This window comes from Burkholderia sp. 4M9327F10, from assembly GCF_005503145.1.
Classification (GTDB): domain Bacteria; phylum Pseudomonadota; class Gammaproteobacteria; order Burkholderiales; family Burkholderiaceae; genus Paraburkholderia.
The window spans coordinates 86,148-112,159 of sequence record NZ_SCNV01000016.1; the positions used below are offsets into that span (position 1 = coordinate 86,148).

General features: G+C 61.6%; 15 protein-coding genes and 1 tRNA gene. 12 read left to right on the forward strand and 4 right to left on the reverse strand.

Annotated elements, in window-relative coordinates; translation table 11 throughout:
• The first annotated feature begins 140 nt into the window (after positions 1–140).
• The 8 genes from petA to FFS45_RS17110 all read left to right on the forward strand — a co-directional run bounded on the left by petA (position 141) and on the right by FFS45_RS17110 (position 19,142).
• The gene (petA, locus tag FFS45_RS17075; protein ID WP_137955851.1) at positions 141–761 is read left to right on the forward strand and encodes a ubiquinol-cytochrome c reductase iron-sulfur subunit; all 621 of its coding nucleotides are present in this window, start codon (positions 141–143) and stop codon (positions 759–761) included.
• Positions 762–2,141: a cytochrome bc complex cytochrome b subunit gene (locus tag FFS45_RS17080; protein ID WP_137955807.1), complete on the forward strand. Its 1,380-nt coding sequence runs from the start codon at positions 762–764 to the stop codon at positions 2,139–2,141. It abuts the gene before it with no gap.
• Between the two features lie 23 nt (positions 2,142–2,164).
• Positions 2,165–2,932, forward strand: coding sequence for a cytochrome c1 (locus tag FFS45_RS17085; protein ID WP_137955808.1), 768 nt, complete (start codon positions 2,165–2,167; stop codon positions 2,930–2,932).
• A gap of 94 nt (positions 2,933–3,026) precedes the next feature.
• On the forward strand, positions 3,027–3,638 hold the full coding sequence (locus tag FFS45_RS17090) for a glutathione S-transferase N-terminal domain-containing protein (protein ID WP_006052302.1): 612 nt from the start codon (positions 3,027–3,029) through the stop codon (positions 3,636–3,638).
• Between the two features lie 87 nt (positions 3,639–3,725).
• Positions 3,726–4,244 (forward strand): ClpXP protease specificity-enhancing factor, encoded by a 519-nt coding sequence (locus tag FFS45_RS17095; protein WP_137955809.1) that lies wholly within the window; start codon positions 3,726–3,728, stop codon positions 4,242–4,244.
• A gap of 582 nt (positions 4,245–4,826) precedes the next feature.
• Positions 4,827–6,641, forward strand: coding sequence for a ShlB/FhaC/HecB family hemolysin secretion/activation protein (locus tag FFS45_RS17100; RefSeq protein ID WP_137955810.1), 1,815 nt, complete (start codon positions 4,827–4,829; stop codon positions 6,639–6,641).
• Positions 6,638–18,349, forward strand: a complete 11,712-nt coding sequence (locus tag FFS45_RS17105) for a hemagglutinin repeat-containing protein (protein WP_137955811.1) — start codon at positions 6,638–6,640, stop codon at positions 18,347–18,349. The genes FFS45_RS17100 and FFS45_RS17105 overlap by 4 nt, the downstream gene beginning before the upstream one ends.
• A 7-nt stretch (positions 18,350–18,356) precedes the next feature.
• Positions 18,357–19,142, forward strand: a complete 786-nt coding sequence (locus tag FFS45_RS17110; protein WP_137955852.1) for a hypothetical protein — start codon at positions 18,357–18,359, stop codon at positions 19,140–19,142.
• A gap of 252 nt (positions 19,143–19,394) precedes the next feature.
• Here FFS45_RS17110 and FFS45_RS17115 read toward each other — a convergent pair.
• Positions 19,395–19,470 (reverse strand) — tRNA-Thr (locus FFS45_RS17115).
• Between the two features lie 128 nt (positions 19,471–19,598).
• Between FFS45_RS17115 and FFS45_RS17120 the strand changes: the two genes are divergently transcribed.
• Positions 19,599–20,747, forward strand: a complete 1,149-nt coding sequence (locus FFS45_RS17120) for a class I SAM-dependent methyltransferase (RefSeq protein WP_137955812.1) — start codon at positions 19,599–19,601, stop codon at positions 20,745–20,747.
• A 38-nt stretch (positions 20,748–20,785) separates the two neighbouring features.
• On the opposite strand, the gene FFS45_RS17125 is transcribed toward FFS45_RS17120, so the two are convergent.
• Entirely contained in the window at positions 20,786–22,096 is a 1,311-nt protein-coding gene (locus FFS45_RS17125; RefSeq protein WP_137955813.1) for a TIGR03862 family flavoprotein, read from the reverse strand.
• Between the two features lie 381 nt (positions 22,097–22,477).
• On the opposite strand from FFS45_RS17125, the gene FFS45_RS17130 reads away from it, so the two are divergent.
• On the forward strand, positions 22,478–22,687 hold the full coding sequence (locus tag FFS45_RS17130; RefSeq protein WP_137955814.1) for a DUF1059 domain-containing protein: 210 nt from the start codon (positions 22,478–22,480) through the stop codon (positions 22,685–22,687).
• A 62-nt stretch (positions 22,688–22,749) separates the two neighbouring features.
• Here FFS45_RS17130 and FFS45_RS17135 read toward each other — a convergent pair whose 3' ends face one another.
• On the reverse strand, positions 22,750–24,036 hold the full coding sequence (locus FFS45_RS17135) for an MFS transporter (RefSeq protein ID WP_137955815.1): 1,287 nt from the start codon (positions 24,034–24,036) through the stop codon (positions 22,750–22,752).
• Between the two features lie 159 nt (positions 24,037–24,195).
• On the opposite strand from FFS45_RS17135, the gene FFS45_RS17140 reads away from it, so the two are divergent.
• Positions 24,196–24,384, forward strand: a complete 189-nt coding sequence (locus tag FFS45_RS17140; RefSeq protein ID WP_137955816.1) for a hypothetical protein — start codon at positions 24,196–24,198, stop codon at positions 24,382–24,384.
• 60 nt (positions 24,385–24,444) lie between these two features.
• On the opposite strand, the gene FFS45_RS17145 is transcribed toward FFS45_RS17140, so the two are convergent.
• Positions 24,445–24,765, reverse strand: coding sequence for a DNA-binding protein (locus FFS45_RS17145; RefSeq protein WP_137955817.1), 321 nt, complete (start codon positions 24,763–24,765; stop codon positions 24,445–24,447).
• Between the two features lie 391 nt (positions 24,766–25,156).
• On the opposite strand from FFS45_RS17145, the gene FFS45_RS17150 reads away from it, so the two are divergent.
• Entirely contained in the window at positions 25,157–25,987 is an 831-nt protein-coding gene (locus FFS45_RS17150) for an SAM-dependent methyltransferase (protein ID WP_137955818.1), read from the forward strand.
• Positions 25,988–26,012: the final 25 nt, after the last annotated feature.

The window sequence follows — 26,012 nt, forward strand, 5'->3', positions numbered from 1 at the left end:
GGTGGGGGGAAACCCTTGGATATCAAAGACTTCGCATGGTTTTTGGCATTCGGGCCTTGTAAATGGCGACTCCATTCGAGCAAACTAGCGTCGGTAGACGCGACGTGAAGGAAAAATCCAACTCAGAAGTGGGGCGTGTGATGCGAGACAAAGAAGATGAGCTCGTCGACAGCGGCCGGCGTACGTGGCTAATAACGACGACCGTAGCAGGTGGCATAGGAGGCGTTGCCACTGTCGTACCCTTTGTTAGTTCGTTTGCACCATCTGAAAAGGCCAAGGCTGCCGGCGCACCGGTCGAGGCCGACATCAGCAATCTGAAGCCGGGCGATCTGATGACCGTCGCCTGGCGCGGCAAGCCAGTCTGGATCCTCAACCGCACCGACCGGATGCTCGCCGACGTCCAGAAAGCCGATAACGAAGTAGCCGATCCCCATACCGAACATCCCTTCTCGATGCCGTTGCCGGATTACTGCAACAACGAATTCCGCTCACGGCCCGATCACAAGAACCTGTTAGTTGCCGTTGCCGTGTGCACCCATCTGGGCTGCACGCCGACGCCGCGTTTCCAGGAAGGTCCGCAGCCGAACCTGCCGGACGACTGGCCCGGCGGCTTCCTGTGTCCGTGCCACGGCTCCACGTACGACCTGGCCGGCCGCGTCTTCAAGAACAAGCCAGCCCCGCAGAACCTGGATATCCCTCGCTACATGTTCACGTCGGATACCCAGCTCGTGATCGGCAAGGACGAGAAAGGAGAAGCGTAAATGGCGATCGAACACGAAGTGGAGACAACCGGGCTGGCCGGCTGGATCGACCGCCGTTTTCCGATGACGGCGACGTGGAAAAAGCACGTCTCCGAGTACTACGCGCCGAAGAACTTCAACTTCTGGTACTTCTTCGGCTCGCTGGCCCTGCTGGTGCTGGTCAATCAGATCGTCACCGGCATCTTCCTCACCATGAACTACAAACCCGATTCGACGCTCGCGTTCGCCTCGGTCGAGTACATCATGCGCGAGGTGCCGTGGGGCTGGCTGATCCGCTATATGCACTCGACAGGCGCTTCGATGTTCTTCGTCGTCGTCTACCTGCATATGTTCCGCGGGCTGCTGTACGGTTCGTACCGCAAGCCGCGCGAACTGGTGTGGATCTTCGGCTGCGCGATCTTCCTGTGCCTGATGGCCGAGGCGTTCTTCGGCTACCTGTTGCCGTGGGGCCAGATGTCGTTCTGGGGCGCCCAGGTGATCGTGAACCTGTTCTCGGCGATTCCCTTCATCGGGCCGGACCTGTCGCTGTGGATTCGCGGCGACTACGTGGTGTCGGATGTCACGCTGAACCGCTTCTTCGCGTTTCACGTGATTGCGATCCCGCTGGTGCTGATCGGGCTGGTGGTCGCGCACATTGTGGCGCTGCACGAGGTGGGCTCGAACAACCCGGACGGCATTGAAATCAAGGCGAAGAAGGACGCGAACGGCATTCCGCTCGACGGCATCCCGTTCCACCCGTACTACTCCGTGCATGACTTCATGGGTGTGTGCGTATTCCTGCTGATCTTCGCGGCGATCATCTTCTTCGCACCGGAAATGGGCGGCTACTTCCTGGAGTCGAATAACTTCATCCCGGCCAATCCGCTGCAGACGCCGCCGGAAATCGCCCCGGTGTGGTACTTCACAGCGTTCTACGCGATGCTGCGCGCCACCACCGACCCGTTCAAGATCGTCCTGATGATCGTGATCGCGCTGCTCGGGCTGTTCGCGCTCGTGCGGGCGCGCGGCAAGTGGAAGGTGGGGTTGCCGGTGCTGGCGGTGCTGGTGCTCCTCGCGATGTTCTTCACCGAATCGAAGTTCTGGGGCGTGGTGGTGATGGGCAGCGCAGTGGTCTCGCTGTTCTTCCTGCCGTGGCTGGACCGCTCGCCGGTCAAGTCGATTCGCTACCGGCCGTTCTTCCACAAGGTGTTTTACGGCATCTTCGTGCTGGCTTTCCTGACGCTGGCGTTCCTCGGAACCAAGCCGCCGTCGCCCGCCGCGACCCTGATCGCGCAGATCTGCGCGCTGATCTACTTCGCGTTTTTCCTTGGCATGCCGTTCTGGACGCCGCTTGGCACCTTCAAGCAGCCACCCGAACGGGTGCGGTTCAAGCCTCACTAATCGCGGGCCAAGGAGACATGAAGATGAGAAAAATACTTTCGAGGCTCATGGTGATCGGGGCCGCATCACTGACGCTTGCACTGGCGTTGCTGGCCGCGCCGGCCTACGCGGACGACAATTTCCCGCTCGACCGCGCGCCCGATAACGCGGACAATTTCGCTTCTTTGCAGCACGGCTCCAAATTGTTTGTAAACTACTGCCTGAATTGCCACAGCGCGAACCTGGTGCGCTACAGCGCATTGACCAGTTTGGGCATTTCACCGCAGGAAATTCAGACAAACCTGCTTTTTACGACCGATAAAATCGGTAACACGATGTCGGTGGCAATGAAGCCTGACGACGCGAAAGCGTGGTTCGGCACGGCGCCGCCGGATCTGTCGGTGGAAGCACGGGCGCGCAGCCGGGACTGGCTGTACACGTATCTGCGCAGTTTCTATCGCGACGATACGCGGCCAACCGGCTGGAACAATCTGGTGTATGAAAACGTGAGCATGCCTCACGTGTTGTGGCAGCTTCAGGGGCAACGTACGGCGAAGTTCGACGACGTAGTCGACGAAAGGAGCGGGGAAACCGTCCATAAATTCGTCGGCTACCAGCAGATCACGCCGGGAACGGTGTCGTCGGTAGATTATGATTCGGATGTGGCCGACCTCGTGTCGTACCTGTCCTGGATGTCCGAGCCGACTCAGCAAACCCGCCACCGCCTTGGCGTGTGGGTGCTGCTGTTCCTCGGTATCCTGAGTTTTCTCGCCTGGCGATTGAACGCTGCGTACTGGAAAGATATCAAATAATCACGCCATAACTGGCGTGGGGCCGGCGCAAGGAAAGACCTGCTGGACGGTTTTTCCGCGTGCTGGCCCTTCAGCTTTTTGAGGAAACGTAAACATGATGGTTCTGTATTCCGGCACAACTTGCCCGTTCTCCCAGCGTTGCCGGCTGGTGCTGTTCGAAAAGGGCATGGACTTCGAGATCCGCGACGTCGACCTGTTCAACAAACCGGAAGACATCGCTGTGATGAATCCGTATGGTCAGGTGCCGATTCTCGTCGAACGGGACCTGATTCTGTACGAATCGAACATCATCAACGAGTACATCGACGAACGCTTCCCGCATCCGCAACTGATGCCGGCCGACCCGGTGCAACGCGCCCGCGCGCGCCTGTTCCTGCTCAACTTCGAGAAGGAACTGTTCGTGCACGTCGGCACGCTCGAAAACGAGAAGGGCAAGGCGGCCGAGAAGAATCACGAGAAAGCACGCCTCGCGATCCGCGATCGCCTGACGCAGCTCGCGCCGATCTTCCTGAAGAACAAGTACATGCTCGGCGAAGAATTCTCGATGCTCGACGTCGCGATCGCGCCGCTCCTGTGGCGTCTGGATCACTACGGCATCGAACTGTCGAAGAACGCAGCGCCGCTGATGAAGTACGCCGAGCGGATTTTCAGCCGCCCGGCCTATATCGAAGCGCTGACGCCGTCGGAAAAGGTGATGCGTCGTTGAGTTTGGCTCGAGGGCGAGGGCGCCGCGCGCAGCCGGTGAGTGTCTGCGCGTCAGCGCGCGGCGCCTTGCCCAGTAAGAGGACTGTTGATGCAAGAGATTTCCACGAAGCCTTACCTGCTGCGCGCGCTCTACGAGTGGTGCACGGATAACGGCTATACGCCGCACATCGCGGTACGGGTCGACAATCAGACGCGGGTGCCTCGCCAGTTCGTGCGGGACAATGAAATCGTGTTGAACATCAGTTTCGAGGCGACCAGCCAGTTACAGATGGGCAACGAATGGATCGAATTCAGCGCGCGGTTTTCGGGCAAGTCGCACAAGATCGAAGTGCCGGTCGCCAACGTGCTGGCGATCTACGCGCGTGAGAACGGCCAGGGGATGGCGTTCCCGGTCGATTCGGCGGGCGGCGAGGCGACGGATTCCGGCGCTGACGACGATGCCGCGGACGAAGCGATCACGCCGGTGAAGGCGGGCGGCACTGGGCCGCGGGCCGTTGAGGCGGAGCCTGTTGCTGCAACGAAAGCCGAGGATACCGACGAGACGCCTCCTCCCGATGACGATGGGTCGAAGGGCGGTGGCCGGGGGCATCTGAAGGTGGTGAAGTGAGCTGAGGCCGCAGGCGCGGTTTGGTCGGCAAGCGTGTCGCCACCGCGTTAGAAAAAGTGATTGATGGTTGTGGGATAAACGGGTTACGCGATGTTTGCGTAACCCGTTTGTTTTTCTGGCGTCGATTGATTCGAGTCTGGTCGTTCGCGTGCCCCGAAACTCGATATTGCATTTGCGTGACATTTGTTTGCGCCAGTGCTCAAGAAGGCGTCACGTATTTAATAAGGGCAGGCGCGGTAGAAAAAATGCTTTATGCATCAATGGGTAACGAACTACACGACATGGCTGCCGCTAAATTCAAATATCAGAAAGGCAAGTCTTCGTTCCAGGCATCGCGATAAAAATCAGGTTTGATTCGGAACAAGTTTCTGTGTAACAATTAGAAACATTTAGTAACTTCCGGTGCCGACGGAATGGCATATCCGGTTGGATATGCGAAATGCATCGCCACGGGGTGTTTGGGGTAAAGCCCCGAATACGGCTATGCAGCGGGTAGACCGGAATCTCGCCGCACAAACAATAAGCGCAACTGTTCGTTCATCCGGTTAAAGACGGACAGGCACAACCACAGCGGTACGGGGAATGAAGAAATACAGCTACCGGCTTGCCTTTCGCAAGCTGCGGGGAACTATTTGCGTGCCGCGGCGAACGCTGTGGAGATTGGCGCTGTTGTGCGGCTCGTTGCTGGCGGTTTCGCACGCGCATGTCGCGCACGCGCAAGCGGCAAGCACACTCGGCGAGCAGGAACAGCGACGGCGGGCACAGGAACAGGCCACCCAGCGCGAACGCACGCTCAATGCGCCGAACGTCGAACTTCAATCTGCCGGGCGTCCCGAAGTCGATGATGGCAAGGTGCCGGTCGAATCACCGTGCTTCAAACTCGACTCGCTCACGCTCGAAGTACCGCCGGGTTTAAGTCCGGTAGTCGAGGCCGCCGGCGCACGCGCTCTCTCGCCCAATCCTCTGTTTCCGGGCGGGTTGACGTTCGCCAACGATTATCTGCAGCGCTACCGCGGTCAGTGTGTGGGCCGGGACGGGCTCAACCTGATCGTGCATCGCGTCATGGCGCGCGTCATCGAGGCGGGCTATTCGACGACACGCGTCGTCATCGCCCAGCAGGATCTGTCCGCCGGCAAGCTGAAGCTCGAACTGATTCCGGGCGTCATCAGTGCGATTCGCTTCGCCGACCCGTCGACGTATGGCACGTGGCGCAATGCGTTTCCGACCGGTCCCGGGGATCTGCTGAATCTGCGCAGCCTCGAGCAAGGTCTCGAGCAGATGAAGCGCGTGGCGAACCAGGACGTCGACATGCAGATCGTGCCGGGGCCCTCGGCCGGCGAAAGCGATGTGGTGATTACGGTCAAGCGTCAGAAGCCGTGGTCGCTTGCCGTGAGCGCTGACGACAGCGGTCTGAAATCGACCGGCCGGTATCAGGGGACGATGAGCCTCACGATCGACAACCCGCTCGGCGTGTCCGACATTTTTAACATCAGCTACAACCACGACATTGACGGGCACCCTGGGCAATATGGCACGCATGGCGACAGTGCCTATTACTCGATTCCCTGGGGCAACTGGACCTTAACCGCGACGGCTAGCCAGTACGACTATCACCAGCAGATCGCCGGAGCGTTCAGCACGCTGGTGTCGAGCGGCACGTCGAAGAACTTCGACGTCAAGACGGAGTACCAGTTCTATCGCGACCAGGTACAGAAAAATTCGCTCGAATTCCGTGTGGGCAAGTACTTCGGCGAAGCGTTCGTCAATGGCTCGGAACTCGATGTCCAGCATCGCGACAACAGCTTTGCGGAGATTGGCTGGGAGCACAAGCACTACTTCGGCGCCGCGCAACTGGACAGCACGCTTGCCTACCGCTGGGGCGTTCCCTGGTTTGGCGCGCAGCCGGATCTGCCGGGTGTCGGCGGCGGCACGCCTACCTACTACTACCACATTGAAACGTTCAACGCGACGTTGAACGTGCCATTCGCGATCGCAGGCCTGCCGTTGCGCTATACGACGACGGTGAGTGCGCAGAACTCGCCGAGCCTGCTTTATCCGACCGAGTATTTCTCGATCGGCAGCCGCTACACGGTACGCGGCTTCGACGGCAATACGATGCTCGCCGCGGAAAAGGGCGCCTTCATGCGCAACGATCTGGAGTTGCCGATCCGGCAGACGGGGCAGGCCTTATACGTTGGCCTCGACGGCGGCGAGGTCTTTGGTCCCGAGGCACACAACCTGCTCGGCCGGCGCCTCGCCGGCGCAGTGGTCGGTCTGCGCGGCAATCTCTATCAGCACGTCAGCTACGACGCTTTCATTGGCGGCCCGTTGTATCAGCCCGCCGGCTTCCCGAACCACTGGCCGGTGGCGGGCTTCACCGTGAGTTTCCAGCTATGAACAAGAATATCTATCGAGTCATTTTCAATGCCGCTCGTGGTCTCTGGACGGCGGTGCAGGAGACGGCAGCGGGTTCTGGAAAGGGGCGCTCCGCCGGCACGACTCGTCGCGCGCCATTGATGCGAGCCGGTGCGGACTTCGTCGACATGCTGTCGATGCGGCACGTCGCATTTGCTGCGCTGTGTGCGCTCGGCATGCAACCGGTACTGGTCGATGCCCAGGTCGTCGCGGCACCTGGATCGGGTAGCAGGCCGATCGTCGGCGTGACCGCGAACGGCTTGCCAATCGTCCAGATCGCCACGCCGAACGGCGCAGGCGTCTCGAACAACCCGTACACGCAGTACAACGTCGGTTCGCAAGGCCTGATCCTGAATAACTCGCCGGGCAATGTGCAGACCCAAATGGCGGGCTATGTGGGGGGCAACCCGAATCTTGGCGCGGGAAGCGCTCGCGTCATCGTGAACCAGGTCGTGGGCGGCAATGCGAGCCAGTTGCTGGGCTACACCGAAGTGGCAGGCCAGCGGGCCGAGGTGGTCATCGCCAATCCGGCTGGCATCTACTGTAACGGTTGCGGCTTTATCAACACGAGCCGCGGCATCCTGACGACCGGCACACCGGTCTTCGGCGGAACAGGCAGCCTGGATGCGTTTCACGTGACGGGCGGCCAGATCCAGGTCGGATCGGCGGGGCTCAACGGAAGCAATGTCGACGAGGTCGACCTGATCGCGCGCAGCGTGGCCGTCAACGGCAAGATCTGGGCGGGACAGTCCCTCAACGTCGTGGCAGGCAACAACGACGTGCGCCATAGCGACCTGAGCGCGCAATCGCTCGGCCCGGATGGCAACAGTCCGGCTGTGGCGATCGACGTTGCCCAGCTCGGCGGTATGTACGCGGGCAAGATCACGCTCGTGGGCACGGAAACCGGCGTGGGCGTCAATAGTGCCGGCACGATCGCGGCGCAATCCGGCGATGTCCAGTTGAGCAGCCAAGGCAAGGTGACGCTGTCGGGAAAGACCAGTGCTAGCGGCAATGTGGCGATCTCCGCCGCGAGTGATGTGTCGAACAGCGGTTCCGTTTATGCGACGCAGAGTACGACGCTGAATAGCCAGGGGCAGGTGAGCAACAGCGGAACGATCGCTGCGCTCGGCAGCACGGCCGTCACGGGTGCGAGCATCAATTCGACCGGCTCGCTAGGCGCCGGTATCGACGCCAACGGCAACGTCGCGGGGACCGGCAGTCTGTCGGCTACGGGCACCGGGGCTGTGATTGCCACCGGCCAGGAAATGGCGGGCGGCAATCTCACACTGTCGGGCAGCAGCCTGAACATGGGGGGTGCCCAAACGTTGACCAAAGGCAGCGCGTCCCTGACGGCAACGGGCGCCGGTGGCGACACGGGCAACATCGTTCATACGGGTGGCTCGCTGCAAGCGGGCGGCAGCCTGACGGTCAATGCCGCGGGGACCGTCACGAACGATCAGGGGCAATTGGGCGCCACCCAGTTGAGCGTGACGGCAGGCGGTATCTCGAACCGTAGCGGTACGCTGTCGCAAACGGGGGCGGGTGATACGACGTTGACTGTGTCGGGCGCGTTCGACAATACCGGCGGCACGGTGACGACGAATGCACAAAACACTACGGTTCGCGCGGGCAGCGTGACCAACGCGAGCGGCACGATCAGTCACGCGGGCACGGGGACGCTGAATGTCCAGAGCGGCGCGCTCAACAACACTCAAGGCAATATCGCCACGAACGGCGTAGCGACGATTGCGGCAACGGGCATCGAGAACGGCTCCGGCTCGATCACGTCGGCGCAGGCGCTCAACGTGGCGTCGAACGGCGACATCGACAACACAGCGGGCCGGTTCGAAGCGGCCGGCGCGGTGAACGTGTCGGGCGCGAACGTGCAGAACACGGCCGGGCGCATCGTGTCCGATAACAGCAATGGCCTCACGCTCACGGCGAGCGGCCAGATCACGAATGCGGCGGGCACGACGGCGCAGGGTGCGTCGGGCGGTGTGATTGGCGGTAACGGCAATACGACGGTCAACGCGGCTTCGTTGACCAATAGCGGGACCGTCACGGCCGCGCAGAACCTGGGGGTGACGACTTCGGGAGCGCTCGACGACAGCGGCGGATCGATGAGCGGCGCGACGCTCGAGGCGAATGCGGCGTCGCTCACGAACGCGAACGGGACGATCAGCGCCAATACTGTTTCCCTAACCGCCCCGCAGCTCGACAACAGCGGCGGGAAGATCACGGCGAACCAGATCAATGTAAGCGCCACGAACCTGACGAACCACAACGGCGTGCTTACCCAGCTCGGCTTGGGGGCGATGGATGTCAATGTCAGCGGCACGCTCGACAATTCAAGCGGCGGCGTGCTCCAGACCAACAGCACGAATCTGACGCTTGCGCCGTCGACGTTGAACAACAATGGCGGCACGATCACGCATGCCGGGACCGGCACGCTGACGATCAACTCAGGCAGTGGCACGGGAGCATTGACGAACGTCGGCGGCAAGATCGTGACGAACGGCATGGCGAACGTGTCGGCCGGCAGCGTGGACGACACGGGCGGCGCCATCACCGGACAGACCGGATTGAATGCGACCGTTGCCGGTGCATTGAACAATACGAACGGACAGCTCGAATCGAACGGGAACCTGGGCGTTACAAGCGGCTCGACCGTCACGAACACCAACGGGACAATCGCCGCGGCGGGTAACGGGACCGTGCAGGCGGCTTCACTGACGAACGGCGGCAGCATCACCGCAGGGCAGAATCTCAACACCACTGCCACAGGCACGCTGGACAACAGCGGCGGGACGCTGAGCGCGCAGACCGTCACGGCTGGCGCCGCGTCGCTCAAGAATGCGAACGGGACGATCAGCGCCAACACCGTTTCGCTAACCGCTCCTCAGTTCGACAACAGCGGCGGGAAGATCACGACGAACCAGCTCGGCGTCACCGCGACGAACCTGACGAACGAAGGCGGGTCGATCACGCAACTCGGAACCGGCGCAATGGGGCTCGGCGTGAGCGGCACGCTGGACAACTCCAGTGGCGGTGTGATCCAGACCAAAAGCACGGACCTGACGCTCGCTTCCGCGTCCGTGAACAACAATGGCGGCACGATCACGCATGCCGGGACCGGCACGCTGACGATCAACTCAGACAGTGGCACGGGAGCATTGACGAACGTCGGCGGCAAGATCGTGACGAACGGCATGGCGAACGTGTCGGCCGGCAGCGTGGACGACACGGGCGGCGCCATCACCGGACAGACCGGATTGAATGCGACCGTTGCCGGTGCATTGAACAATACGAGCGGACAGCTTGAATCGAACGGCAACGTGAGCGTCGCGAGCGGTTCGGCGATCACGAACACGAACGGCACGATCGCCGCGTCGGGCAATAACACGGTGCAGGCCGCGTCGCTCACAAACGGCGGGAGCATCACCGCCGGGCAGAATCTCAATACCACGGTCAGCGGCACGCTCGACAACAGCAGCGGGACGTTAAGCGGGCAGACCATCACCGCGAACGCCGCGTCATTCAAGAACACGAGCGGGGTCGTGAGCGGCAACACGGTGTCGATGGCGATTGCGCAGCTCGACAACAGCAATGGCCGGATCACCACGAATCAGTTCGGCGTTACCGCGACGAACCTGACGAACGAAGGTGGAACGATCACGCAGCTTGGAACCGGCGTGATGGGACTCGGCGTGAGCGGTACGCTCGACAACTCGAACGGCGGCGTGCTGCAGACCAACAGCACGGATCTCACATTTGCCTCCGCGTCCGTGAACAACGACGGCGGCACGATTACGCATGCCGGCACTGGCACGCTAACGATCGATCCAGCCAACGGCACGGGATCGCTGGCGAACGTCGGCGGCAAGATCGTGACGAATGGCCAGGCATCGGTGTCGCTCGGCAGTCTCGACAACACCGGGGGCAAGCTGGCTTCGCAGGGTGTCATGTCTGTGAACGTTCAGGGTACGCTGAACAACACGAACGGACGGCTGTCGTCGGGAACCGGACTGAGCGCTTCGAGCGGCGGTGAGCTGATCAATGCCGCAGGCGTGATCGGCGCGGGTGGTGCCGTGACGGGCAGCACGCTGAGCCTCATTGCATCGTCGATCGACAACACGGGCGGCGCGATCACCAACCTCGGGAACGGTGCGACGACGCTCAACGGTGGCAACCAGATCACCAACAGCAATGCCGGCGGTGCGTCCGGCATGGGTTCGATCAGCGGCAACGGTAACGTGACGCTGAACGCGGCGTCCGTCTCCAACACGCAGGGCGGGCAGTTGAGCGGCGCGAACCTGCAGATTAACGCAGGCAATCTGGACAACACCGGCGGCAAGATCGGCAATGCCGCCAACACGACCGGCGACGTCGGCATCTCGACGGGCATGCTGACTGCCACGAACGGCCTGATCAATGCATCGAGGAATCTGTCCATCACCGCGAATACGCTCACGGGCGGCGGCACTTACAGCGCGGTCAACAATCTCTCTCTGAACCTGCAAGGCAACTTCACCACCTCGCCGAACTACAGCTTCAGTGCGGGCGGCAATCTGACCTTCACGCTTCCCGGCACGTTCAGTAACAGTGGTGCGCTGTCCGCCGTGAGCGGCCTCAGCATCAACGCGGGCGACATCCAGAACTCGGGGATGCTGGAGGCCGGCGGCCTGCTTGCCACGCACTCCAACACGCTCACCAATACGGGCACGATTGTGGGCGGCAGCGTGTCGCTGAATGCGACACAGACCCTGTCGAATCTCGGTACGAGCGCGCTAATCGGCGCAACGGACAGCTCCGGCACGCTTGAATTGCTCGCACTGGACATTGAGAACCGGGACGACACGACTGCTTCCGATACGCAGGCGACCACTGCGATCTATGGTCTCGGCAAGGTCGTGCTGGCCGGCGGCAAGGATGCGAATGGCAATTACACCAACGCGAATCTGGTCCACAACCAGTCGGCGCTGATCCAGTCGAGCGGCGACATGCAGATTGACGCCAATCAGGTGACGAACACCCGGCGCGTGATGACGACGGGTGGTTTTACGTCATCGGTTGATCAGGCGCTGCTTGATAGCCTCGGCATCAGCACGTCTGGTTGCATTGCCCTTCACATGGAAGCCTGCAATCCCGGTCACCCATACGTGGGCTGGGTGGACCTGAGCAATGACGACCTCCGCAAGCAGCTCGCGAGTTTCCCTGGCGGGGTGTACACCGTCCCACCCAACGGCGGCCAATGGAACAGCGGATATCAGTACACGACTTATACGGGCACCGCGGTCGCCAATACGATCGCGTCCATCAGTCCGGAGTCGCAGATTCTCGTCGGCGGCAACCTGAATGCTTCGTCGGTCGGGACGTTCCAGAACTACTGGAGCCAGGTGGCCGCCACGGGCAACATTACGTCGCCCGCGACCATTGACCAGAATAGCTGGCAAGGACAGACCGCACCGCAAGTGCAGGTCACGTATTCCGGGCAGTACCACTACACGAACTACGACCATAGTATCGGGGACTGGATGTTGCCGTTCGGCAATGCCCCCTTCGTCGGCTCCAATCCCGGCGGCTATACCCAGGCGGCGCCGGCCGACATTCACACGTACGCGCTGCCGGGCTATGAATCCAGCTTCACGGCAGGCGGCACGCTCAGCGGCACGGGCGTGACCATCAACAACACAGCGGGCAACTCCGGCGTCACGCCGCTCGGGCTTTTGCCGGGGCAGACGGTGTCGGGCACCGGCGCCGGCTCTGTGAGCGGCACGATCGGTCCGCGCGGCGTGGCGGTGATCGGCGCAGGTCTGGTGAGCGGATCGGTCGGCACGGGCGGCGCCACGCATCTGAGCGCGGTGGCAGTTCAGGGTGGCCGTCTCGTCAACAGCGGTCTCGCGAACTTCAACAATCCGACCATTGCCGCTGCAGCGGCGGTCAACGTGCTCAACAACATCACGGTGCCCACAGGCGGGCTCTTCAGCCAGGATACCGCGCCGAACGCGCCCTACCTGATCGAGACCAACCCGGCCTTCGCGAACCAGCAGCAGTGGCTATCGAGCAATTACTACTTCCAGCAGATGGGCATGAACCCCGGTCAGATGCAGATGCGGCTGGGCGACGGGTTTTATGAGCAGCAGCTCGTGCAGAACCAGGTCCTGTCGATGACCGGGAAGTCGGTACTGACGAACTATGCGAACACACAGGACGAGTTCAAGGCATTGATGACCTCGGGCGCCGAGCTCGCAAAGTCGCTCGATCTGGCGCCTGGTACGAGCCTCTCACCTGCGCAGGTGGCGCAGCTCACCAGCAACGTCGTCATCATGCAGACGCAGGTCGTCGACGGGCAGTCGGTGCTCGTGCCGGTGGTCTATCTGGCGAAGACGAGCCAGGAGAACATGGGTAACGGCCCGGTGATCGCCGCGACGAACATCGATCTGCAGAACGCGCAGTCGGTCACCAACAGCGGCACGATCAAGGCGGCGAACAGCTTCGCGATCAGCGGACAGAGCATCGACAGCTCGTTCGGCACGCTGCAGAGCGGCGGGCAGATGTCGCTGGTGACAACGGGCGACGTGAACCTCACGTCGGCGACTCTCAACGCCGGCAGCCTGGGGCTGCTGGCGGGCGGCAACCTGGTTCTGGACACAGCGGCAAAGACGCTCAACCAGGTCAGCGACAGCGGCGCGACGCGCGTCACGACGACGCTTGGCCCGGTTGCAAGCATCAATGTGACGGGTGATGCGACGATCACGACCGGCGGGAACTTCGAGCAGGACGCGGCGGCGCTGAACGTCGGCGGCACGCTTGGGATGAATATTGGCGGTAACTGGAATCTCGGCGTGCAGCAGACCGGCGAGACCAAGGTGGTGGCTCGCGCGAACGGCATATCCGATACGCACGTCGTGAGCGACACGGGCAGCAGCGTGCAGGTCGGGGGCGTGTCTTCGATCAAGGTAGGCGGCGACCTGACGGCGACCGGCGCGAACATCGACCTGGGCGGCGGCGGTGTGGTTGTGGCCAAGGGCAATGTGACGCTGCAGGCGGCGACAGCGACATCGACGGTCGACAGCAACAGCTCCGGCAGCGACCACCACGGCAGCTACTCCGCAACACTGCACACGTCCGACGACACGGTAACGGGTACGACGCTCAAGAGCGGCGACAGTCTTGCGGTCGTGTCGGGCAAGGATATCAACATCACCGGCAGCACGGTTGATCTCACCAAAGGCACCGCAATGCTGATGGCGTCGGGGAACGTGAACGTCGGCGCAACGGCGGAGACACACGTTTCGAACAGCTACCAGACCGGCAGCCACAGCGGCGTCGCGAGCCACACGAGCTCGGTCGATCAGGTCGACCAGAGCGCGACGTATGCGGACGGCAGCACGATTTCGGCCGATAGCGTGTCGGTCATAAGCGGCAAGGACATCAATGTGACCGGCAGCAGCATCGTCGGCACGAACCTAGTCTCGCTCGCTGCGCAGGGGAACGTGAACATCACGGCTGCCACCGACACGTCGCAGGACACCGAATTTCACCAGGTGAAGCACTCCGGACTGTCGGGCTCTGGTGGCCTCGGCGTCACAATCGGATCAAGCGAGCAAAGTGACCACTACAACGATAGCTCGGTGACGCAGAGCCAGTCGCGCAGCACGGTCGGCAGCTTGGCGGGCAATGTGTCGATTTCCGCTGGGAAGGACGTCCATATCGGCGGCAGCGACGTCGTCGCCGTGAAGGCAGCGGACGACGTGGCGGGTAAGACGGGCAACATCAGCATCACTGGTCAGAACGTCACGATCGATCCATCGCAGGACAGTGCGCAGTCGCATGACCAGCAGGAGGCCCATTCGAGCGGCCTGACGGTCGCCGTGACCGGGACGCCGCTTGACACGGTTCGGAACCTGAAAGCAGATGCCTCGTCCGGCAACGCATACCAGCGCACGCAAAGCGTCCTGACCGAAATCGGCGCGAGCGCGGCCGACACGCCCTCCGTGTCGGTGTCATACGGGCACAGCAGCAGTTCGAGCACGACTGACATGTCGAGCCTGACGAATGCGGGCAGCACGATCCGGGCTGGCGGTAACGTGTCCATAACCGCCACCGGCGGCGCCGTGAAGGACGCCAACGGCCAGCCGATTGACGGCGATCTCTCCGTAATTGGCTCGACGATCAACTCCGGCGGCACCGTTTCGCTGTCGGCGAATCGCAACGTGACGCTGCAGGCGTCGACCGATCAGCTTCAGCAAAGCACGCAATCTAACAGCTCCAGTAGCGGCATCTCGCTTGCGACGCCGAGCCTGGGCGATGTGGTGCGCTGGGTCGGCGGAACCGCGAACAGCGGCGGCACGAGTCCTTCACCGTACAACGCGAGCCGCAGCAGTTCTGACGGCACGCAGGCGCAGAGCACGCAGACCGCGACGGTGGTGACCGGCAACAGCGTGATCGTGAAGAGCAAGACCGGCGATATCAACGTGATCGGGTCGGGCATCAGCGGGACAGAGGGCGTCGATCTGATCGCCTCGCAGGGTGCGATCAACGTGCTGGCCGGTACGGAGACGAATACGAGCCACCAGGAGTCCAGCAGTCATCAGGTGGGGGACCTGGGCAGTAATGGCACGGGAACCGGCTTTAGCGTGGGCGTGGCGAACAGCCACTCTGTGCAGGATACGGCCGGGCAGACGCAGAGCACGATCCGCAGCCAGGTTGTGAGCAAGAGTGGTGACGTGACGCTGAGCGCGAACCAGGACGTCACCGTGCAGGGTTCGGACCTGTCGGCGGGCAAGGATCTCATGCTGATCGGCAAAGACCTGAATTTCGATCCAGGCAACGATGCGACGCAAAGCAGCTCGAGCCAGAGCTCAAGCCAGTTCGGTGTGACGCTCGCGCTGGGCGGCACGGTGGGCAACGCGGTGGCGACGGTCAATCAGGCGATGACCGCGCAATCGAGCGCGGCGAACAATCCGCGACTCGCCGCACTCGAGAAGGCTGAGGCAGGACTGGCAGTCTATGGCGCGTACCAGGCAGCGACGGCCAACGCGGCAACTTCGCCGGCGCTGATCAAGGCGACCGTCAGTGTTGGTGGCGGCAGCAGTCACAGCGAATCGCAAAGCAGTGCCACGACGACTGATGGCAGTACGCTTACCGCCGGCGGAACGGCGACGCTGATTGCTACCGGTAGCGGTGCGAAAGACGCGAATGGTAACGCCACCGATGGGGATATCAATTCCGTCGGCACGCAGATCACGGCGCAGAACGTGACGCTGAATGCGGCGCGCGATATCAATCTGCAGAGTGCGCAGAACACGACGCAGAACACGAGCAGCAACAGCAGCAGCAGTGCGAGCATCGGTGTCGGCGCGAGTCTCGGCGGCACGCAGAACGGCTTCACGATTGACCTGGCCGCAAGCGGTACGAAGGGCGACGCGAACGGCCATAGCGTGACGAACGAGAATACGCAGATCACCGCGTCAAACACGCTGTCGATCACGAGTGGCCGGGATACGAATCTGGTGGGTGCTGACGTGTCGGGTAATACGGTTGATGCGAACGTGGGCCGTAATCTCACGATCACCAGCCCGCAGGACACGAACACCTACAACAGCCAGCAGTCGAGTGCGGGATTCCAGGCGAGTATCTGTGTGCCGCCGATCTGCTACGGGCAGACGGTGAGCGGTAGCGTGAGCGCGAGCGACCAGAAGATCAAGGACAACTTCCAGTCGGTGAACCAGCAGAGCGGGATTTATGCGGGCACGGGCGGTTATGACGTCAATGTGGGGAACCATACGCAGTTGAACGGCGGTGTTATCGCGAGCACGGCGTCGGCTGATAAGAACTCGCTTTCGACGCAGACGTTTGGTTTTACGAATCTGCAGAACACGGCTGACTACTCGGGTTCGATAGTCGGAGTGGCGCTATCGGGCAGCAGCGCGTTAACAAGTGGACAGAGCAGTCTGGCGGGCGGGCCGCCGCTGTCGCAGACGGGCAATAGCGCGAGTGGCACGACGTACGCCGCGGTGAGTCCGGGCACCATCACCGTCCGGGGAGATGCGGGAACCGGTCGGGACAGTACTGCGGGCTTAAGCCGTGACACCACGAATGCAAACGGTTCGGTGCAGAACACGTTCAATGCGCAGAACGTCTCGAACAATATGGCAATCCAGCAGGCGTTCGGGCAACTCGCGACGTTCGCGGTGGGGCAGGCTGCTGACAAACTTGAGGCAAATAATCCGCTGTTTGAGGAAGGCGGGGCTGGACGTGATGCGTTGCACGCAGCGGTGGCTGCGATCAGCGCAGCAATAACGGGTGGCAACATTGCCGGTGCAGTAGGAGGTTCAATTGCCGGTGATGAATTGCAGGCGCTGGCCAAGCCAATCATCGATCAGGCGGTGAGCCAGTTGCCGCCGGGCGCGCAGGAGGCGGCCCGCAACGTGCTGAACGATATTGTGGCGACCGCGGGTGGGTCGCTGGGCGGAGCACTTGCTGGCGGCGGTTCGCAAGGCGCGATCAATGGGGCAGGGTCGGCTGCGAACAATGAGATGTACAACCGGCAGCTCGACAAGAGCGAAAAGAATCTTATTGCCAACAAGGCGAACGGAGACCTGGTAGAAGAGCGGAAGCTGACGCAGGCGGCATGTTACGTCGTGCAGTGCTGGGCGCAATACTCGCCGAATGATCCACAGTGGCTGGCAAACTATGTGAGCCCTCAGGATGCGCAGGATCTTGGGTCAGAGTTGAGATGGGTTTACAGCCAACAGGTTCCGGGCGGGTCGTTTGATTACACGTTACCGCAGCAGGCTGTCGACTTTGGGGCAAGCCAGATTGACAAGTTTGTGCGCGGAGTGCAACAGGCTGGGCGGGACGCGTTGAACCTGCCGCACGACATTGCGAACACGCGTGTCGCGCCGCCGGGCAATGTGCAGCAGGGGGATGCGAATCCGCAAATCGACATAACGGGTGGTGGTAACGACGGGACGCCACCGACCGGGACGGCGGTGGTGACGCCGAGCGTGGTGCCTTGTGGACCGGGTCTGTTGTGCCCGACGGTGAGTGTCTCGCCGGTGGTGACGCCCGGGGCACCGATTCTAGCTAGTGGGGGAGACGGTGGCGATGACTCTGGTAATCAGGCATCGAACGGGAAGCCATCGTCGGCTAGCCCATCCGGCACAAACAGTGCTACAACGCCTCGTGTCTCGAACGGCGTGATGCTTAATCCTGCTTTGCCTGATCCTTTGGCGGGTCTGGGCTATGAGCCGACAATTTTGAACTCAACCAATCCCAATATTGCCAACTCTCAGCTCAACGGATATGTTGAGGAACTGAAACTGGCTAATCAGGTCGCGGAGTTACCTGGGCAGACTGTGGTGGCGTACGGAGACGCGGTGGGTACGCATGGGGCCGACGTGGTATCGGTAGACACAAGTGGTAATGTTTCACTTTGGGACAACAAATTCCGCAGCAGCAGTCAGTCGATACAGTCATCGACAACGTTTACGCCAGGCTCGGACGCAATGAATAATGCAATTAATAAGGCGGTAAAGGAAATAGAGAGTTCGAATTTACCGCAATCCACCATTAATAATGCGCTTCAGAATCTACAGGATGGGAATTTCACTGCTAATACAGTCGGATCCGGCAGTGTGAAAAACTCGATGCCAGTGAGATTCTGTGGCGGAAAGCCTTGCTAAGGAAGAGATGAGATTCGATCCGGAAAAAACGAGGGAGACCAAGCTGCGTCGAGATAGTGCGTCGCTGAAATTTCTGTTGGATACCCAGCACGATGCGAGTCGACCCATGGGAAATGTGGCTCAAAACCAAATAGGAGAAGTTATCAACGCTTGTTTAGTCGGCCTTCATAAGGAAGTTTTTCCCGTTGTGCATCGATCGAATGAGTGGCTGGATCGGGCCATCGAAGAAGATGAAGAATTCGGTGTTGATAAAAATCTCCATCGCAGAACTCTGCATTGGGCCAGAGGCATTGGCGAATGGCTTGAGACCGGCTGGAACGCGGAAGGATCCTGGGACAACGCTCGTGTATTTGAAGAGGCGGCTTGGCGCTATGAAAAGCGGCCTTGGCCAGCAAACGAAATCGTCAAGTCAGGTTTGGGCGATTACATGGCGTTCGCTTATCTCGGTGGGGAGTGCAACGGTGGCTTCGACGCAGGAATTGACACTTACGAGCGCTGGGTCGGCCCGAGAAAACTATCGTTAAATGAGATTTTGACACCCTATGAATTTGGCTATTTACTATGCCTGCACCGTGAACAGCAACTGTTCGACGAAGCGGCGTTATTTGCTGCAGGACGAAGAATGCTGCAGGCAAACTTGGAAGAAACGTGGTTGGGAGCGGGGCAGTACATAAGAGCGGCTACTTGGTTGAAGATTGTCTACTGCGATCATGATTCGAGCTTGACGCCCCTCGAGATACTACTGCGTGCTTACGACAATATGCCAAAAGTGCCTCGCCCCAAATTCTTGTGATTAACAGCAAGCCACAAACGGTGGGGCTACCTCGGGCGGCTGTAAATCGCTAGCGAATGCACTAGGAGCCGTCCGCGAACATGCCGTCCTACGGTGGCGCCCATCCTTGATGTCCCATATTGACCCGCACACGCGGCGTTGGCGGATCGGCGCATCAATCGAGTTGGATCGACACGAACCCAAAACACCCCGCCCACTTCCCCAAAAGCAAAAAGCCCGGTCACCAGGACCGGGCTAAGTGCTTGAATCTATTGGTGCCCCCTGTCTGATTCGAACAGACCACCTCATGATTACAAGTCAAGTGCTCTACCAAATGAGCTAAGGGGGCTAAAGCAGCGCGCTATTATAAGCCAAGAAGAAGCGTAGTGCTACCTGCTTGGCCCCACCCCGGCGCCTCATCCGTTACCATGTACATCTATTCGATATCCCTGTCATATCGAATCCCCACCTCGCTCAATGACCCAACACCCTACGCAACACCCCACTCAGGCGCCGACCATCACCTGGCCCGAAGCCGACGGCCCGCGCACCGCGCGCTGGCGCTCCGAAGCGGCGGTACCACCGCCCAAGCGCGTCATCGTAGCGGACGACCGCACCACGGCAGATAGCGCCTATCGCCTCGCCTGCGAAGGCACGGCACTCCTATGGCAAGGCGACTTCCAGAATGCCCGTCAGCTTTTGCAGGCGGTGACGCGTCGCGTCGAGCGCAAGCCGCGCAAGCAGGCCGAGACGCTGATCGACGCCTTCAATTTCCATCGCCAGGCGCAGTCGCAACGCGCACGCACGCTGGGCATGATCCTGATCCCGCTCGACGCCGCCTACGCGATCCCCTTGCGCCGCGCGCCGGAAGTGGCCCAGGCCTGCGCGGAGACTTATGGCCCGCCGTCCGATGAGGCATCGGTGGTGTCGTTGCGCGAGCTGCTCGGTCTGATCGGCGCTCATGAGTGGCGTAAGAAGGGCGTGGAGATTCCCGTACTCGGCGAGCGCATTCACCCGCACTACGGCGTGTTCTCGCCGGTGCGCGGCGAATACGTCGACCTGGTGGCGCGCACACCGCTGCCGTCGCTGAACAAGGCGTTCGATATCGGCACCGGCACCGGCGTGCTCGCCGCCTTGCTGGCCAAGCGCGGTGTGAAGAAGATCGTCGCGACCGACCAGGACCCGCGTGCACTGGCTTGCGCGCAGGAAAATCTTGCACGCCTTGGTTTCGCCCAGCAGGTCGAAGTGGTCGAGGCCGATCTGTTCCCGGAAGGCCGCGCGCCGCTCGTGATCTGTAACCCGCCGTGGGTGCCGGCACGGCCGGCGTCGCCGATCGAATACGCCATCTACGATAACGACAGCCGCATGCTGCTCGGTTTCCTGAACGGGCTGGCGGATCATCTGTCGCCGGGCGGCGAAGGCTGGCTGATTTTGTCGGATTTCGCTGAACATCTGGGTTTGCGCACCCGTCAGTTTTTGCTCGATGCCATCGAAAAAGTCGGCCTCACGGTGGTCGGCCGCGAAGATATCCGTCCACGGCATCCGAAGTCCTCGGATGAAACCGATCCACTGCATGCCGCACGCGTCGCAGAAGTGACCTCGCTGTGGCGCCTGAAGGCGCGCTAGGCGGCTGAGAGTGTGCTGGAGAGCGCGGAGAACCGCGCTCAGCGTCCGGTTTCAGCAAGCCAGGCCAGCACCCCGCGCCCCGCAACCAGTCCGCTCGCAAAGCACGCGGTCAGCAGATACCCGCCGGTCGGCGCTTCCCAATCGAGCATTTCGCCGGCGCAGAACGCGCCCGGCAGATGCCCGATCATCAGGTGCGTATCGAGCGTCTCAAACGGGATGCCGCCTGCGCTGCTGATCGCCTCTTCAATGGGCCGCGCACGTACGAGCTTCAAAGGCAGCGCCTTGATGGTTTGAGCGAGCAGCGTTGCATCGGTAAATGCCTCTTTCGGGAGCGCTTCGTGCAGCAACCCGAGCTTCACCCCGCCCAACCCAATGCGGCTTTGCAGATGGCTCGACATCGAGCGCGAGCCGCGCGGCCGGGTGACTTCGTCCAGCATGCGTTGTTCGCTGAGTCCCGGGGCGAGATCGAGCGTGATGGTGACCTCGCCGTCTGCCAGGATCCGCTCGCGAACCAGTGCCGATAGCGCATACACCAGACTGCCCTCGATACCCGATTCGGTTACGACGAATTCACCTTGGCGATGCTGGAGGTTGCCGTCCGTGTCGGTCAAGGTGATCGCTACGGGCTTCACCGGCTGTCCGGCGAAGCGCTCGCGGAAGTACTCGCTCCAGTTTGCGTCGAAGCCGCAATTCGCCGGGCGCAGCGGCGCAACCGGCACGCCACGCGCGCTCATCAACGGCACCCATGCTGCGTCCGAGCCGAGGCGCGGCCAGCTTGCACCGCCCAGCGCGAACACCACGGCATCGGCGCGCACCTGCTGCTCGCCAGTGGGCGTCATGAAGCGCAGTGTCTGCTGCGCGGTGCGTCGAGTGGTGTCTTCGTGCCCTACGTCCGTAGCGTTCCCGAAGTCCGGGCTTTCCCAGCCTACCCATTTGTGCCGCATGTGAAAGCGCACCCCCGCTTCCTTGAGGCGATGCAGCCAGGCGCGCAGCATCGGCGCCGCTTTCATATCGGTGGGGAACACGCGGCCTGAACTGCCGACGAAGGTTTCGACGCCGAGATCGCGTAGCCAGGCTCGCAACGAATCCGGTCCAAACGCATCGAGCAGGGGCGCAATCTGTTCGCGCCGCGCGCCGTAGCGCCCGAGAAACGGCTCGATCGATTCAGAGTGCGTGATGTTCATGCCGCCTTTGCCCGCCATCAGGAATTTGCGTCCCACTGACGGCATGGCGTCGTACACGTTGACCCGCACGCCCTGCTGGGTGGCTAGCGCTTCCGCCGCCATCAACCCGGCGGGGCCGCCGCCGATGACAGCGACACAAGCGGAATCGGGCGAGGTGGTGGACATTCGGTGCATCCAGGTCAGATGAGGGTGAGGGTGAGGGCGTGAGCAGGAGAACAGCGGTTTGCGCGGCCAGATTGCCACGGCCGGTGACGCAAAGCCCGCTATTTTCACACTGCACGCGGTTAGGCCGCAAACCTGGACCGTCCCGCTGCTGCGATGCTCGGCGAGCAGCAGATCGCATCTGCACTTGTCCGTCGCAATCGCGCTATGCAATCCACATGCGCGACCTATACTTTACGAACCCCTTCCAATGGGCGCGCTCCCGCGTCCTTTCCCAGCGCACATTCCGCTTGCTCCCTGCACTGCAGATCCGTCGACCGGTCCTACGGTCGACGTCGGCGGCTTGCGCGCATTCATTGGCGCCATTGATCTGAGGAGACTGTCATGACTCGCAAGTACATCGATTGCCGCGAATTCCCGAGCGAAATGGGTTGCTCGATCGCGCTGTCGGCCGATTCCGAAGGCGAGCTGCTCGAAGCGGCCGTGCAGCATGCCGTTACGGTTCACAAACACGCGGACTCGCCCGAACTGCGCTCGCAGTTGAGGTCACTGTTCCACGACGGCACGCCGCCGGTCGATGCGCCCCGCGCGTGAAGCATCGGCAATATCGCCAGTACCGGCGCGCCGCGAGGCCTGGACCCGCGTGACCCGGCCGATCAAACCGGCGCGCGCGCCGTCTCAGTCTCGCGACGTCCACCCGGGCTGGTCGGCAGCGGTTCGATCCGGCCCACGATCACCAGATAACTGAACGCGCCCAAAAAACAGAAGCCGCCGGCGACGATCAGCGGAATCGTGAACGAGCCCTTGGTCAAGGCGACCATCACGCCGGTAAACGTGGTGATGACGATGCCGGCCAGATTCGAGGCGAAGTTCTGAATGCCGCTGATCGACGCGACATGATCCTGGGTCGGAGCGACATCAGCCGGGAGCGACCAGATGCTGGCGGCCGCGAAAGCGAGGCTGCCGTAGGCGATGCCGAAGCACGCCAGCATCAGATACACGTTCGAGGTGAACGCCGACAACGTGATCACCGACGACATCAGCATCCCGCCCACCATGCAGGTCTTGCGTGACGCGGTGAGGCTCCAGCCGCGCCGGTAGAGCGCATCGGAGACGAAGCCGCCGAGCCAGCCGCCGGGGATCGAAATTAGCGCAGGAATCATCCCGAGCGTGCCAAGCGATTTCAACGAGAAGCCGCGCGTCTGCACAAGGTAGCTTGGGAACCAGGTGATGAAGAAATAGATCACGAAGTTCAGGCAGAAGAAGCCCAGCATCATGCCCCACAGCGTGCGGTGGCGAAACAGCGAGGCCCAGCTTGCGCGCGGCTCGCCGCTGCGCGCTTCGCGTGGCGGCACGACGTCTGTGGCGCCGGTCATGTCGCCGTGGGCGGGGCTGCGGTAGATTGCCAGCCAGCCGACGATCCACACCGCACCGAGCAGGCCTGTGGCGATAAACGACGCTTTCCATCCAGCCGTGCTGATGATCAGCGCGACGAGCGGAATCGAGAGCGCCGAACCGACCCGCGAGCCGCTATCGAAGATGCTGGTGGCGATTGCCCGCTGCGCCGGCTTGAACCACTGAGCGACCAGTTTCGCGCAGGACGGGTACGCTCCCGCCTCGCCGATGCCGAGCATCAGCCGGCAACCGAACATCGCGCCGACGCTGCTCGCCACCGCCGTAGCCGCCGTGAACAGTGACCACCAGCCGACAGCGAGCGGCAAGGCAATGCGCGCGCCAACCCGGTCGATAAACCAGCCGAACGGCATTTGCATGAACGCATAGGTCCAGAAAAAGCCGCTCAGGATCAGGCCCATCTCCGCTGGCCCGATGCCGAGCGCCTTTTCGATCTGCGGTGCGGCGACCGCGAGATTCGCCCGGTCGACGTAATTCACCGCAATCGCCAGAAAACATAGAAAGATCACGACCCAACGCATTTTCCTCATAACAACGTCTCCTCCAGGGGCGGCATCCGTCGTGTGGATCATGCAGTCCGCTGCGATGCCGGCTGGCGGTGCATATGTCCTGAGCGTCCCGCTCTGCCGGCGGGATTGCATTGCGTGCATACTGAATCGGCCTGACCAGTTGCCGATAATAGGAGTGCTGTGCTCACCTGGTCAAATCCGGCCGCGCAGCAGACCGCGACGCGCAAAGACGGCCCGCCGTCCGGGCGCGAGCCGGTTCAGGCGCTCAAGGCGTTAGAGGTGCTGTGCAAGGGGACGACGGATGAAATGGCAAACGGGCACGTGCCGATTGCCGTGGACCGTGGGGTTCAGCCAGAGAGGAGGGCGTAATCGTGCGCTAATGCACGCGGCCGCAGCGCAGGCGCCGCGACCGCGCGTCGGTTCCGGGCGTCAGCCCGGATATTCCTCGTCGACCTTGAGTCCGGCGAGCTTGAAAATCACCCGCAGCGTTTGCGGTTTGATATCGCGCCGTGAGGCGAGCGTCGTCATCACGAAGTCCAGTACCTTGGCGTACTTGAGCATCGTGAGGCAGGTCTCCAGGTCGACGCTGCCGTCGCGCATCAACTCGGCAAGACGCAGCATCTCCACCGAGATATCGCGCGCCATTTCCAGTTCGAGTTGCTGTTTCTCCGTCCACGCGGGCGTGGCTGTCAGCTTGGCTAACAGTTCCTGAAACTTCTGTTCGGCGTTGCCGTTGGGTATCGTATCCATTGCCGCCTCATTTTCTTCTGAGCGCGCTTCCAGTTAAGATCGCGGCGCACTGCAGGTTACGTAACGTTCGGACCCGTGTTCCGGTCCGACCTCCCCCACACCCTTGCGGTTCACCTGATCGAGCTGGCAGCCGGCGGGGTGTTTATGTTCTCCATGCGGCCTGCCACGGGGCTTCGGCTGCATGCTTGCCTTCCTGCGCGTTTCTCGTTTCGTCGTGCTTCGCTTCGCGCACTAATTTCAGAGCAGGAAGTGTTCCAGGAAAACACGATGCGCGCTTCGGCGGCGGCGAAGAATCGGTCGCTATGCCGCGCTTTGGGTAAACTGGCAGTAACTTTTCTCTTTTTCCGTCGCCTGTCGCACGTTCGCCGTGCAATCGATGACGGTCCGTACGATGTCGAGCAAAACTCACGAAATTCGCCCCAACCAATCAGTCGAACTGCTGAAGGAGCTGCATATCCTCACGCGCGACGGCAAGATGAATCAGGACAGCCGCCGCAAGCTCAAGCAGGTCTACCACCTGTTCCAGTTCATCGAACCGCTGCTGAAAGATCTGAAAGAAAGTCAGGGCGACCTGACCCTCGTCGACCACGGCGCCGGTAAGTCCTATCTTGGTTTTATCCTGTACGACCTGTTTTTCAAGGAGCAGCAGGATAAATCGCACATCTACGGTATCGAGACGCGCGAAGAACTCGTGGCGAGTTCGGAGGCGCTGGCGGCGCGGCTGGGCTTCAAGGGGATGTCGTTTCTGAATCTGTCGGTGGCGGAGTCGATTTCGTCAGACCGTTTGCCGGCGAAGATCGATATCGTCACGGCGCTGCACGCGTGCAACACGGCAACCGATGACGCAATTCGCTTCGCCCTGCAAAAGCACGCTAAATACATCGTGGTGGTGCCGTGCTGTCAGGCCGAAGTGGCGGGCGTGCTGCGCCAGAACAAGAGCAAGTCGCTTGGCAACGCGTTGACGGAGATCTGGCGTCACCCGTTGCACACGCGTGAGTTCGGCAGCCAGATCACCAACGTGCTGCGCTGTCTGCAACTCGAGGCGCACGGTTATCAGGTGAGCGTGACCGAACTGGTGGGCTGGGAGCATTCGATGAAAAACGAACTCATCATCGCTCAATACAAGGATTTGCCGCGCCGCCGCCCGGCGGAGCGGCTCAACGAGGTGATGGATACACTCGGGATTGCTGAGTTACGCGAGCGCTTCTTTGTGGAGGCCTGAGGGCTCGCAGCAGTGACGCGGACCG